The sequence below is a fragment of the Corynebacterium sp. ES2775-CONJ genome (genome assembly GCF_024814515.1).
In the GTDB taxonomy this organism is placed as follows: domain Bacteria; phylum Actinomycetota; class Actinomycetes; order Mycobacteriales; family Mycobacteriaceae; genus Corynebacterium.
On record NZ_JANUXT010000007.1, the window covers coordinates 61,309 to 74,560 of the forward strand.

Below are 13,252 nucleotides of genomic sequence, written 5' to 3' on the forward strand. Positions count from 1 at the left end.
AGAGCGATAGCGGCTGGAAATGGGCCAGGGACTTAGAAGCTGCTATCGCCTCAACCTCGGTGTGCTTGTCCATCTTCACACCAGAGTAGTGGATAATAATAAAGTGCAGTTCATTGTTTAGGATGTTTAGGATGGATATCTAAATCAATAATCCACCTATAAACGCACTCTATTCGTCCAGTAAGTCCCACGTCGTCGAAGGAATCCCGCATTTTTATGGCTTTTACGCGCGCAATTTCCACCCTCTTATTAGCAGGATTGGTGATGGTTCAGATCACTGCGTGCACCATTGATCAAAAGACCGATGGTGCAGCCCAGTCCGTCGCGCCCACCACGTCTGTCGTTGTCGCCCAAGCGCCCCAAGCGAGCGTTAAGGACGGAGCGAGTAAGGTCCCGCCCAATAAGCCCGTGTTAGTGAAATCACTCGGTGACGGACTCTCGTCGGTAACTATGACCAATGAAGAGGGGTATCAGGTCAAAGGCGAGATGGATGCAGATATGATGGGGTGGACCACAGCCGAAGATCTCGGATTCAATCGCGAATATACACTGGTTGCTACTGATAAAAATGGAGAAAAAACAACAGCTGCTTTCTCCACCATCAAACCCAACTCCCTGGTGAACACCTCTCTGGCCCCGCTCGACGGCGCCGAGGTGGGCGTGGGGCAAACAATCGCCGTCATTTTTGATTCCTACGTGGAAAACCGCAAGGCTGTGCAGGACGCTATTCGTATTACGACCGAGCCAAAGGTTGACGGGGCATTTTATTGGATCTCTAATCAACAAGTGCGCTGGCGACCCGAAACATTCTGGGAACCAGGAACCAAAGTGTCGGTGGATGCGAATCTCTACGGTATTGAGCTTGCCGATGGTGTCTATGCCAATAATGGCAATAAGGCTGACTTCACCATTGGTTCCCGAGTCGAAGCCATTGTCGATGATTCAACGAAGGCGATGACCATTTTCAAGGACGGTGAGGCTGTAAAGACGATGCCCGTCTCCTTGGGCTCCGATAAATGGCCGACCCCCAATGGCATCTATATCATCGGAGATCAGTATGAATCCTTGTTAATGGATTCATCAACGTTCGGATTATCAGTCGCAGACGGGGGATACCGCACCCCGGTATCCTATGCCACCCAAATGTCCTATTCGGGTATCTTCGTCCACGCCGCCCCCTGGTCACTTGGGGCTCAGGGAAATTCCAATGTTTCTCACGGCTGCGTGAATGTCAGTACCGAGAACGCTGCGTGGTTCCAGAACTTTGTTAAGCGTGGAGATATAGTCACGGTGAAAAATACCAAAGGCGGTATCCTCTCCGTCTACGACGGTCTGGGTGATTGGAATATCGAGTGGGAGCAGTGGAAGGCTGGCAACGCCTCCATCTCCTAGTACAAAACTCCCCCTTTAGAGATGAGGGGGAGTACAAAAGTGGCCCCCGTGCATATACGGAGGCCACTTCTATCTATTGGGGGTGGCTGACGGGGCTCGAACCCGCGACACCCAGGATCACAACCTGGTGCTCTACCAGCTGAACTACAGCCACCACGCTACCGTTTAAAGCAGCGAGGACTATATTAACCCGAGCCTTCTATTTTTCCAAAAATGACTGGTAGCGTGCGGTGGCAGCCTCCTGTGCGGCTGAGATATCCGGTGACGATAGATCGGTGCTCATCAAGCTGCGGCGGTAGTAATCTAGTTCTCGAATAGACTCCACGATATCGGCCAACGCGCGGTGCGCGAGCCCCTTTTTCGGCTGATGAAAATATACCGGCGGGGCCCAGCGACGGGAGAGCTCTTTGAGAGTTGAGACATCAATCATCCGGTAGTGCAGAGCTTTATCTAAGCGCGGCATATAGGCGCGAATAAAACTGCGATCGGTGGCAATCGAGTTTCCCGCAAGAGGTGCTGGGTGCTCTGGATCGCAGTGCTGAGCAATAAGGTCGAGGATGGCCTCCTCAGCTTCGGCCATCGTCACAGGGGAGTCCATGATGTCCTGAAGCAGCCCCGACTCGGTATGCATAGTGCGTACAAAATCATCCATATGCGCCAGTTGAGCGGAATCGGCGTGAACAACGATATCGACGCCGTCGCCGATGATATTGAGCTCGGCATCGGTGATGATCGCTCCAACTTCAACGATAGTGTGAAGGTTAGGGTCGAGCCCGGTCATCTCCAGATCGATCCACACCAAGCGGTTATTTTTCGCAGCTATTTCACTCATACTTTTCTACCTTAGTAACTTTGCCAGACAACAATGACATAGACAGCCGTTTCTTCGGCAACGAAGCAGGTAGGCTTAGGCAATGAGATTCCCATTGGCAAGAACCAAAAACCAAGAATCTAGAACCAAGAGCCAAGAACTCTGACACGTAGCGACACGTAGCTACACGTAGTGACAAATAGCCGAGACACCATATCAAGACCTCAAGGAGAATATAATGAGCTTACCTGCACCCACCTTAGAATCTCGGGCGCTCATCACCGGCGCAAGCCAAGGGATTGGGCGTCAGATGGCCAAAGATCTGGCCGCGCGGGGCTATAATCTCATCTTGGTTGCCCGGCGCTCAGATGTTCTGGAAGAACTAGCGGAATCTTTGCGTAAACAACACGCGATTACTGCAGAGGTCTATCCCTGCGATCTCTCCGATACCGCCCAGCGCGCCCAGATGATCGAAGACGTATTCACCCAGCCTATATCTATCGTGATTAACTCTGCTGGCATCGCCAGTTTTGGCCCTTTTATCTACCAGGATTGGGAATACGAGACTGCGCAATTTGAGCTCAACGCCCGAGCAGTATTCGAGATCACTAAGGCCGCCGTAGACAATATGCTCAAGCGCGGATCCGGAGCTATCTGCAATGTAGGCTCCGCGGCCGGCAATATCGCCATTCCCAATAATGCCACCTACGTATTCACTAAAGCGGGTGTGAATGCATTCACCGAGGCTCTTCACTATGAGCTTAAACCTCTTGGCATAAGCTGCACACTTCTTGCCCCTGGGCCGGTGCGGGAGGCCACTATTGATCCTAGTGAGCAGTCGATTGTGGACAAGGTCGTCCCCGATTTTCTGTGGACCACCTATGAATCGTGTTCGGAGGAGACCTTGGAGGCAATGGCGAACAATAAGCGTCGCGTTGTCCCGGGACCGCTATCTAAGGCTATGAATACGCTGTCTCAGATTATCCCGGGGGCAGTTCTTAGCCCCGTAATGGGATGGTTCTATTCCAAGATGGCTTAGCTTGAGACAAAAAATCCCGTGGGCTGAACCCACGGGATTTTTCTATGGTGCCCCCAGAGGGACTCGAACCCCCGACCAATCGGGTAGAAGCCGACCGCTCTAATCCACTGAGCTATGGAGGCAAACTCTGCTAGCTAGACTAACCCACAACCCGTGCGGAACAAAAACTTCCCAGCCCTAGATACCTAAAGCCACTCATTGAGATTAGGGTGTTAAGCATGCAGGAACAGAAATCGGGGGCACAGGTGCGCCCCATGTGGCCACTGTATGTGTTGTGCTTCTCTGTGGCGGGCCTCATTGGGGCGGTAATCGCTTGGGGTTTTCTTTCGGAATCGCTCGCGGCCCTCGGCATTCCGGATCCAGGCCCCGCCACCACAGCAGGATTTCCTTTCTTAAGGGCAGCGGCATGGTTTCTCGCGGCCCTAAGTTCTGGATCTTTCCTTTTCTCGGCCTTTTTACTCAGTCCCAGAAAGCACGATCTCTACCAAGCTCCGCTTACTGTAGACGGTGTAATCGCAGCCCGTACCGGCATGGTGGCGGCGTGGTGTTTTAGCGCTGTTGCTTTAGTGATGGTGCCCATGGTGCTCTCCGATATTTCGGGGCAACCCTTTATTGAGGCGCTGCGCCCTGCTAACTGGCCAGTGGCAATTTCCCAAGTAGCGGAATCCCAAGCGTGGTTGGGTTCAGCCGTTATTGCAGCGCTGGTGGGGATAGCAGCATTCTTCTCCAAGAATTGGCGCTCTCAACCGCTTTTATGCGCCGGAGCTCTCTTGATTGTCTTGCCACTCGGTTTGGAAGGGCACTCGGCCGCGGGCGGAGATCATGACTACGGTACTAACTCATTGCTGTGGCATTTGCTTTTTATGCAGCTCTGGGTGGGCGGGCTCATGGCACTCATAGCCCACGGCCGCAGACTGGGGCCCCAGATGGTCCAAGTAGTAGGTCGCTATTCCCATATCGCCCTCGTCTCGGTGATCATGTTGGCACTATCAGGCTTTATCAATGCCGCTATCCGGGTACGCCCTGAGCACCTTCTCACCACCGGCTATGGGCGTGTCATAGTAGCTAAGGCGGTATTAATAATCGCCCTCGCACTGTTCGGTTTCTGGCATCGTCAGCGCACCATACCTGCTTTAAGAAGTGGGGATCACACCCCGTTTCTGCGTGTGGCTATCGGTGAGGCAGTAGTCATGGCGGCCACCATCGGGGTGGCAATCTCACTAGGCCGAACGCCACCCCCGCCACCACGTGTTTTCGATCTCAGCCCTATGGCCTTGGAGATGGGCTACGACCTCACCGTCAAACCCACCATCATCTCCATCTGGACGGTCTGGCGTTTCGATATTATGTTCTCCTTCTTCGGCCTGGTGCTCATTGGCCTCTACCTCTGGGGTCTGGTTCGAGCCAAAAAGAAGCAGATTCGATGGTCAAAATTCCGCACCATGTGGTGGATGCTGGGCGCAGGAGCTCTGGTGATCTGCATGAGTTCTGGAATAGGGCTCTATATGCCGGCGCTCTTCTCCATGCATATGGTGACCCATATGTTGTTGTCCATGGTGATTCCTGTATGTCTAGTTCTGGGCGCTCCTTTGCGCCTGTTAATGAGTGTCACCGAGCCAGGGCACGGGGGAGTGCGAGAATGGGTTGAAGCGTTACTGCAATCACGTATTCTCACCGTAATCATGTACCCAGCCGTCAATACCATTCAGTTCACTGGATTCTTCTACGTGCTTTATATCACCCCGTGGTACGACTATGTGGTATCCGAACACGCCGGCCACCTGTTGATGAACTGGGTCTTTCTCATCTCTGGCTATATTTTCTACTGGGAGATGATCGGTGAGGATCCCAAGCCGCGTGAAAATTCTGTGCTCTCGCGGCTCTTGTGGCTGGTTTTTGCGATGCCCTTCGATCTCTACTTCGGGGTATACCTCATGCAGCTGTCGACCATTCTGGCCGAGGACTTTTATGCATCACTTAATCTTCCTTGGGGCGTGGACTTGATGCACGATCAGAATGTAGGTGGCGGTATCGCGTGGGGTTCCGGTGCCTTCCCGCTCATCATTGTTTTCGGAGCATTGTTTAGACAATGGCTCAAAGAAGACCGCAAGCAGCAGCATATCTACGACGAAAAGGCGGATCAAGATGATGACGCTGATTTAGAGGCCTATAACCAGATGCTGGCGTCGATACGCACGAACGACGGGAAACCCCAAGGCTAGGAAAATCTCAAGCTGGCATATTATCCACAGGATCCAGTCACACCTACTGACTCGCCGCGACGTGGGGATCACAATCAACGACACTGAGGGTATCGAAAACTCTGCTCAATCAGCAGCTCACGCAAGGGATGGCGCTGGGCAGTGTGGAAACGGGCAGGGACGGTGATCCACTATTCGTATCCCATGAAAGGGGATTAGATCCTTATGCTCAGCACAACCACTATCGTTGGAAATCTCACCAGCGATCCCACTGTCTATCATTTCCCGTCCGGCGCAATGCTCACCAAATTCCGCATTGCTTCCTCTCGGTATCGTCGCGACCCACACCACGCCGATACCGGCAACTCCGAGACCGCTAGAGATTCTGCTCAATCCGATCACAGCCGGGTCGAGAATTCTGGGTTTATCAGCTATAACCAGCTCTATATTGATGTAGAGTGCTGGGGAAACTTGGCCCATAACGCTCATCTCGCCCTAGGGGAGGGTGGTAAGGGCACTCAGGTGATTGTACTCGGGGACCTCATCCACAAAGAATGGGAGCGGGAAGGCAAGACCGAATCTCGGATTGTGGTTCGAGCAACACATATCGGGGTGGATATGCGCAAATATGCCTGTCGCTATCACCGCAGTGAGTTGGATAAAGCCCGGAGAGCCGAAACCGTGAGCATTGAGCCAGAGAGCGAACAGATTGTGCGCGACGTCATTCAGCTCGATGAGGTTAACGCTAAGGAAATCACAACCCCTACGAGTAAAGGGAGAGCTCATACGCCAACCGTTGTGAGTGCCTAGGCATTGCCCATCTATAAGACCGACATGAGGTATCGGTCTTATAGATGATGTGGTGCGCTTTTTTGGGTAGTGATGTACTGTTTTGGGTGATCTGATAGTTATAAAACGATTGACATATAAGGGGCAGATAACGTGGGTGAATTCATCTATACGATGAAGAATGTGCGCAAAGCCATTGGCGATAAAGTCATCTTGGACAATGTGACCATGGCTTTCTACCCAGGCGCAAAGATCGGTGTGGTAGGACCTAATGGTGCCGGTAAATCCTCCATCTTAAAAATCATGGCCGGGCTCGACCAGCCCTCCAATGGTGAGGCATTCCTCGACCCAGGTGCGACCGTTGGTATCCTCCTGCAGGAACCACCCCTGAACGAAGAAAAGACCGTCCGCGAGAATGTGGAAGAGGGTCTGGGCGAGATCTTTGAAAAGAAAAATCGTTTCGAGGCCATCGCCGAAGAAATGGCCACTAATTACACTGATGAGCTCATGGAAGAGATGGGTAAACTCCAGGAAGCTCTCGACGCTGCCGATGCCTGGGAAATCGATTCTAAAATCGAGCAAGCTATGGAAGCTCTGCGCTGTCCTCCCTCTGATGCGCCCGTCACCCACCTCTCCGGTGGTGAAAGGCGCCGTGTTGCTCTAGCCAAGCTGCTCCTCTCTGAGCCAGACCTGCTGCTTCTCGACGAGCCCACTAACCACCTCGACGCTGAATCCGTTCTGTGGCTCGAGCAGCATTTGGCCAAATACCCAGGGGCCGTTTTGGCGGTTACCCACGATCGGTACTTCCTAGATCACGTAGCTGGGTGGATTTGTGAGGTCGACCGCGGCAAGCTCTACCCCTATGAAGGTAACTATTCCACTTACCTCGAGAAGAAAGCTGAGCGCTTAGAAGTTGCTGGTCAAAAGGACCGTAAGCTGCAAAAGCGCCTGAAAGAAGAGCTTGCTTGGGTACGTTCCGGTGCGAAAGCTCGTCAGGCGAAGAATAAAGCGCGTTTGGCTCGCTATGAGGAAATGGCTGCTGAGGCCGAGCAATATAAGAAGCTCGACTTTGAAGAGATTCAGATTCCTACTCCACCCCGCCTGGGTGCCCAGGTGGTGGAGGTCAAGGACCTAGTCAAGGGCTTCGATGGTCGCACCTTGATTAAGGATCTCTCTTTCACGCTTCCGCGCAACGGTATCGTGGGTGTTATCGGCCCCAATGGTGTGGGTAAGACTACTCTCTTTAAAACTATCGTGGGCCTCGAGAGCCCCGATGCTGGTGAAGTAAACGTGGGCTCCACCGTGCAGCTGTCCTATGTGGACCAGGGACGTGAAAATATCGATCCAGAGAAAACCGTATGGGAAGTAGTCTCGGATGGTTTGGACTATATCCACGTAGGCCAAAACGAGATGCCCTCGCGAGCCTATCTCTCCGCATTTGGTTTCAAGGGCGCCGACCAGCAAAAACCTTCTAAGGTTCTCTCCGGCGGTGAGCGCAACCGTCTCAATCTAGCGTTGACTCTTAAGCAGGGCGGCAACCTGATTCTGCTCGACGAGCCCACCAACGACCTCGACGTTGAAACCCTGTCCTCTCTGGAAAATGCTCTCCAGCAATTCCCAGGCTGCGCCGTGGTGATTTCGCACGACCGCTGGTTCCTAGATCGCACCTGTACCCATATTCTTGCCTGGGAAGGCAATGTTGCCGAAGGCCAGTGGTTCTGGTTCGAAGGTAACTTCGAAGATTACGAAAAGAATAAGGTGGAACGCCTCGGCCCCGAGGCCGCCCGCCCTTCGCGGGTAACGCACCGCAAGCTTACCCGCTAATGGATAACCGCCGTGAACACCCACGGCGGTTCTTTTTAAACCCAATCAGCCTCAACACTGTTAGCCTAGAGAGAGATTAATAACAGATGAGAAAGGCTCCACCTACGTTATGACCAGTGATAGTCACCACGGTGTACATATTGAAAAAATACCCACAAGATGGGGCGATTTTGATCAATTCCACCACATCACAAACTCTGCCTATATTGAATTGGCTCAAGAGGCTCGCCTCATTTACGCACAACGCGAATTTGGCAAGCGCGGACTCGATATTCCAGCTGCATTTGTGCGCAAGATTGAAGCTGAATACCTCCGACCCATCCTTTCCAATACCAAAGAGGTGACAGTAGAAACTCAGGTCATCGAGATTGGGAATACCTCCTTTTGTACTCGGCAAGTCATTAGAGATGCCGATGGGACAGTGGCATGCACCATCGACGTTGTTCAAGTGGCCGTCGATATTGTCACGGGGAGCCCGCGTCAGCTTAAAGATAGCGAAGTTAAGGTTCTTTCTCTTGCATAACAGCAATATATCCCTCGTTGTTACCGGAGGTTTAGGGGGACTTCGGTCCCTCATTGAGCGAGCGATACTTTTTGATGAGCACACATTCGTACGTCTTCAGCAAGTTGAATCAGGTGTCGAAGCTTTTGTACCCACGGGTTTTGGGGTACTTATCTCCAGAAGGGTGTCGGGCAGTATTAGCCGGAGTGGGGCGGTGCTGCGCGCTGCTGACCTTTTCGGGCAAGGACCATACCCTACTCACGATGCCTCCTGGTCCGCGGGTGCGCTGCCTCGCGTCGAGGATTTTCAGCTGATCGACGAGATCCCCGCCGCTGCGGTTTATCAGCTCGCTACTCAAGGAAGCGCGCTGGCCCGACAATTCTCTGGTCCGCTTGGGCCGCCACAATCGCTGATGAATCAAACCGTTATCACTGTGAGCAATGCCCACACCCAGGTAGAGATACCAATGCGGATGATTTTTGCTCTCCAAGCATTCGGACTCATTCCCACTGATAGCGCACCTATTGATATTCCGCGACACCTTCGCGTCTCCGGCTTAGGGGTGTGGATACGAGTAGACGCCCCCTATGGGAGCGCCTACTATACCTCTGCCGCAAATCTTTTGGGCCTTTAACGTTGGTTGATCAGCATATATGCTACCCGTGTCATATGAGAGTCGATAGCTTCACGAAGAGTGGGATCCAGATTTTCTTCTTCGTTAAGAGCGTTCGTCATCATCTCTAACCAACGTTTAGCCTCGACCTCTCCTATAGCAAAAGGTGCGTGACGCATCCGCAGCCTGGGATGTCCGCGGTTATCGCTATAGGTAGTGGGCCCACCCCAGTATTGTGCAAGGAAGGTCCTCAGACGCTCCTCGGCGCCCTCGAAATCGTCTGCAGGATACATTGGTCCGATGAGATCGTCAGTGCGAACCTGATGGTAGAAGCGGCGCACGACGCGGGTGAAAAACTCATTCCCACCCACTGCCTCGTAGAGAGTGCGGGGGTCTGTGTGGCTTGAGGGAGTATCGAGAGGAGAGGACATATTATTCATCTTCGATCTGATAGAAGTGACGGTAGGGTAGGGCAATATTGGCGGACCTTAGATTATTGAGTACACGTTGGTGAATATAGCGTTCGACGGTCCACTGCTTATCGGGGAGGGTGCGTACCCGGATGCGTAACTGGATATAATCCGCACCAATTTCGTTGACACCATCGATAAGCGGCTTATCCAAAATGAAACCCTTTAATTTCTCGGACTCGATGGCCTCGAGGGTGGTAGCCGCGAAGATCTCCATAGCACGCTCGATATCGGCGCGGTAGCTTATCGGCGCTGTGAGGTGAGCGATGGAATAATCTTGGCTGTAATTACCTATTCTCTGAATTTCACCGTTACGGATAAACCACAGTGTACCTTTGACATCGCGCACGGTAGTAAGGCGTAAAGATACCGCCTCGACTGTTCCGATTACTTCACCAGCATCGATAAAATCGCCCACCCCATACTGGTCCTCAATGAGCATGAAGATACCGGAAATAAAATCCTTCACCAATGTTTGGGCGCCAAAACCTAAGGCAACACCCGCGATGCCTGCAGAGGCAATAAGCGGGGCCACATTAACCCCGAGGATCCCTAAAATCGAAAGAGCCGCCCATGTCCACACGACAATACTCACTGCGCTTCGTGCGACGGAACTGAGAGTGCGGATCCGTGACTCACGCTGAGCCTGCTTCGTGACTTCCAGGGAGCTAAGAGCTTTGGTGAGCGCAGCGTATTCGTGCTGCGGTCTCGTCGAGCGGCTTAAGTGTACTTTCGCAGCTTTTTGGATGGCAAAGCGTAGTCCAGCGTGGAGAGCAACAGCTGCCACCAAGGTCAATATGATCTTGAGGGGAGCATTGACGAGCCAGTGCCAGATCACCGGGTGATCGGCTATAAATTGAGAAATTGTGTCCATGATTTACGCCATAGTAGTAAATATTCCCCGCCGCTTCTTAATAAGAGCAGCGACGGGGGAGTACGAGCTAGGCGGCATCGACAGCGCGATTTCTTATGGCGCGCTCCACCAGAGCCTGCTGCTCGGTAAGAATACGCCGGATACCGGCACTGATCGTATGTGAGTCGAGGAAGTTCTGGGTGCGCTTGACCCCTTCGGGGCTGATATCCCACGCGGGATACAGACCTGCGAGCACACCCTGGGCCACCTCGGAGGTGAGGTTATCCCATAACCATGGCACCTTTTCGAAGTATCGGTCATTGAGTTGCTGGAGCAGTTCTGGGCGGGCAAGACCCGTGAGTCCGGCCATTTTATAGCGCAGGGTGGTATTACTCAGCCGGTGGCCCTCTTCGGTGATTTCAGTAAAAACTGCAGCTTTATTAGTGGCTGTATTTTCAGATGCCCGCACTAAATGCGCATATAGTTTGCCCGTCGCCGAGGGATCAATGGTGCTCAGGGAAAGGATCTCTGCCTCCAGATCTGCCACTGCACCCGCCGCAACAAGCGCACGCAAGGCGCGCCACTGGAGTTGGTGATCGGCTACGAGCCCATTTAGTTCTGGTTCACCGTCGACGATGCTGCGCATGAGAGCCCGCCCCCTATCGTCTAAGGGGTTGGCGCACAGCTCTTGAACGAAGGCGAGTTGGGTATCAGATCCCGCTTCAGCGGCAGCAGCGGCGTCGATCAGTGCATTGCTGAAACGCTGTGCACCGGTGTCCTTAACCCACTGTGGATCGGCATAGACTTCGAGTGCCTGGGTGGCTTGGCCGAGAACGCGCTGGAGGACCGAGATTTCCGTTTCAATGGGAGCGCCGGTGATCACCAGGTCGACAAAGTCGCGGGCGCGCATGTCGCCTGCTCGTACCATTTCCCAGCACGCCGACCAGATAAGGGTGCGTGCCATGGGATCTGCAATTCGGTCGATATTTTTGGCAGCAAAGTCTCGAGAGTCCGCATCGAGCTTCATGAGACAGTAGGTGAGATCGTCGTCGTTAACGAGGACGAGATCGGCAGCTTGGTGGCCTATTAATTGGTCGAGTTCGACGCGCTCGCTGTCGATATCGACCTCGAGACGATCGGTGCGTACTACCTGCCCGTCGATCAACGAATAGAAGCCAATGGCAACGCGGTGTGTACGATATTCGCCGGCCCCTGGGTGCGCCCCGGACTGGGTAAGGGCGAAAGAGGTATAGCGATTATCCTGGACACTAAAATCCGCGCGCAGTTCATTAATTCCGGTAGTTTTGAGCCACTGCGCGGCCCAATCAGAGAGATCGCGTCCGGAACTGGCACTAAGAGCGTGTAAAAGATCAGCGAAAGTAGCATTACCGAAGGCATGATTGGCAAAGTGTTGGCGTACTCCAGCGAAGAACGCCTCACGGCCTACGTAGGCTTGGAGCTGCTTGAGGACGGATGCGCCCTTGGCATAAGTTATGCCGTCAAAATTCTGTTCGGCGGTTTCCATATCGCTGGCATCGGTGGATATAGGGTGGGTTGACGGCAGCATATCCTGCTTATAGGCCCAGGCCTTGGTGTCGGTGGCAAAGGTGACCCACGCGGTATCGTATTGGGTGGCTTCCGACTGGGACACGCACGCGGCCCAGGTAGCAAAGGACTCGTTGAGCCAGAGGTCGTCCCACCACCGCATAGTAACCAAATCCCCAAACCACATATGAGCCATCTCATGCAGAATAGTTTCGCAACGTCGTTCGTAGGCGGTTCGTGTATTCTTCGAGGTGAAAATATACTCGTCGCGGAATGTGACAGCTCCGGCATTCTCCATGGCTCCCGCGTTGAATTCGGGGACAAAAAGCTGGTCGTATTTGCCGAAGGGGTACGCCATCCCAAAATTCTCATGGTAGAAGTCGAAGCCTTGCTTGGTCTCGAGGAAGATAGCGTCGGCGTCCAGGTGATCACTTAAAGATTTCCGGCAGTAGATGGCCAACGGTATCTCTAACTCGGTGTGCTCAGCAGCAGGTGTCTCTGGGTGGTGGGTGAGAGTGCCGTGCCAGAGATCGGAGGCCATATGATAATCACCAGAGCATATGGCGACGAGGTAGGTAGACAGCGGGTAATCAATCTCGGAGGAGAAGGTTGCTACGCCCTTATCCGCTTCACTCATGACTTGCGGTGCATTGGTGATCACCTTCCAGTGCGCTGGGGCCGTGACATGGATGGAGTAGGTGGCTTTTAGATCGGGTTGATCGAAACACGCGAAGACGCGCTTGGCATCGGCTGGCTCAAACTGGGTATAGAAATATACTTCCTCGTCAACGGGATCAACAAAGCGGTGCAGACCTTGACCGGTATGGGAAAACTCCATGGTGGATACCACTGTGAGCTGATGGCTGCCCACCGAGAGATTATCGAGGGAGAGCCCGTTGGTAGCGTCGTACACGTTATTGTTGCGCACAGCTTGGCGAGTGATATCCTCCCCATCCAACGTTACGCTGGACACCTCGGAGGCAACCAGATCGATGAAGGTAGATCCTTCCTCTTTGACCTCGAAATCAACAGTGGTGGTGGCGGGGAAGTGGGTATCACCAGTGATATCAATGTGGAAATCATAGTGCTTAATATGCAGCATTCGTGAGCGTTGAGCTGCTTCTACTTGAGTGAGATTGATAGAGGACATGATTCCTTCCACGTGGCTGATTATTAGTAGTCATTCTATTCTCCTCTAGGCGGGGTGCAAAGA

Annotated in this window: 11 protein-coding genes and 2 tRNA genes; 7 read left to right on the forward strand and 6 right to left on the reverse strand. The window is 53.1% G+C overall.

The genetic code is table 11. From position 1 onward, the window contains the following. The first annotated feature begins 216 nt into the window (after positions 1–216). Entirely contained in the window at positions 217–1,392 is a 1,176-nt protein-coding gene (locus NXT01_RS08795; RefSeq protein WP_259080194.1) for an Ig-like domain-containing protein, read from the forward strand. Positions 1,393–1,473: 81 nt separating this feature from the next. On the opposite strand, the gene NXT01_RS08800 is transcribed toward NXT01_RS08795, so the two are convergent. After that, positions 1,474–1,546: transfer RNA gene (locus NXT01_RS08800), tRNA-His, on the reverse strand. A gap of 45 nt (positions 1,547–1,591) precedes the next feature. Further along, positions 1,592–2,224, reverse strand: a complete 633-nt coding sequence (gene orn / locus NXT01_RS08805; protein WP_259080198.1) for an oligoribonuclease — start codon at positions 2,222–2,224, stop codon at positions 1,592–1,594. 217 nt (positions 2,225–2,441) lie between these two features. Here orn and cmrA point away from each other — a divergent pair, with 217 nt between their 5' ends. After that, the gene (gene cmrA / locus NXT01_RS08810) at positions 2,442–3,242 is read left to right on the forward strand and encodes a mycolate reductase (protein ID WP_259080200.1); all 801 of its coding nucleotides are present in this window, start codon (positions 2,442–2,444) and stop codon (positions 3,240–3,242) included. A 45-nt stretch (positions 3,243–3,287) separates the two neighbouring features. On the opposite strand, the gene NXT01_RS08815 is transcribed toward cmrA, so the two are convergent. After that, positions 3,288–3,364 (reverse strand) — tRNA-Arg (locus NXT01_RS08815). A 96-nt stretch (positions 3,365–3,460) separates the two neighbouring features. Here NXT01_RS08815 and NXT01_RS08820 point away from each other — a divergent pair. The 5 genes from NXT01_RS08820 to NXT01_RS08840 all read left to right on the forward strand — a co-directional run bounded on the left by NXT01_RS08820 (position 3,461) and on the right by NXT01_RS08840 (position 9,192). After that, the gene (locus NXT01_RS08820; protein WP_259080202.1) at positions 3,461–5,464 is read left to right on the forward strand and encodes a bifunctional copper resistance protein CopD/cytochrome c oxidase assembly protein; all 2,004 of its coding nucleotides are present in this window, start codon (positions 3,461–3,463) and stop codon (positions 5,462–5,464) included. A gap of 204 nt (positions 5,465–5,668) precedes the next feature. Further along, complete coding sequence (locus NXT01_RS08825) at positions 5,669–6,253, forward strand: single-stranded DNA-binding protein (protein WP_259080203.1); 585 nt, start codon at positions 5,669–5,671, stop codon at positions 6,251–6,253. A gap of 132 nt (positions 6,254–6,385) precedes the next feature. After that, a complete protein-coding gene (gene ettA, locus NXT01_RS08830; RefSeq protein ID WP_259080204.1) occupies positions 6,386–8,056 on the forward strand; it encodes an energy-dependent translational throttle protein EttA in 1,671 nt (556 codons plus the stop codon). A 109-nt stretch (positions 8,057–8,165) separates the two neighbouring features. Continuing rightward, on the forward strand, positions 8,166–8,579 hold the full coding sequence (locus tag NXT01_RS08835) for a thioesterase family protein (RefSeq protein WP_259080205.1): 414 nt from the start codon (positions 8,166–8,168) through the stop codon (positions 8,577–8,579). Then, entirely contained in the window at positions 8,572–9,192 is a 621-nt protein-coding gene (locus NXT01_RS08840; RefSeq protein ID WP_259080206.1) for a hypothetical protein, read from the forward strand. Before NXT01_RS08835 ends, NXT01_RS08840 begins: the two co-directional genes overlap by 8 nt. Here the strand turns inward: NXT01_RS08840 and NXT01_RS08845 are convergent. The 3 genes from NXT01_RS08845 to pepN form a co-directional block, all read right to left on the reverse strand. After that, positions 9,189–9,602, reverse strand: coding sequence for a globin (locus tag NXT01_RS08845; RefSeq protein ID WP_259080207.1), 414 nt, complete (start codon positions 9,600–9,602; stop codon positions 9,189–9,191). The genes NXT01_RS08840 and NXT01_RS08845 overlap by 4 nt on opposite strands. Position 9,603: 1 nt before the next feature. Next, positions 9,604–10,515, reverse strand: coding sequence for a mechanosensitive ion channel family protein (locus NXT01_RS08850; RefSeq protein ID WP_259080209.1), 912 nt, complete (start codon positions 10,513–10,515; stop codon positions 9,604–9,606). 67 nt (positions 10,516–10,582) lie between these two features. Next, a complete protein-coding gene (gene pepN / locus NXT01_RS08855) occupies positions 10,583–13,189 on the reverse strand; it encodes an aminopeptidase N (RefSeq protein WP_259080213.1) in 2,607 nt (868 codons plus the stop codon). Positions 13,190–13,252: the final 63 nt, after the last annotated feature.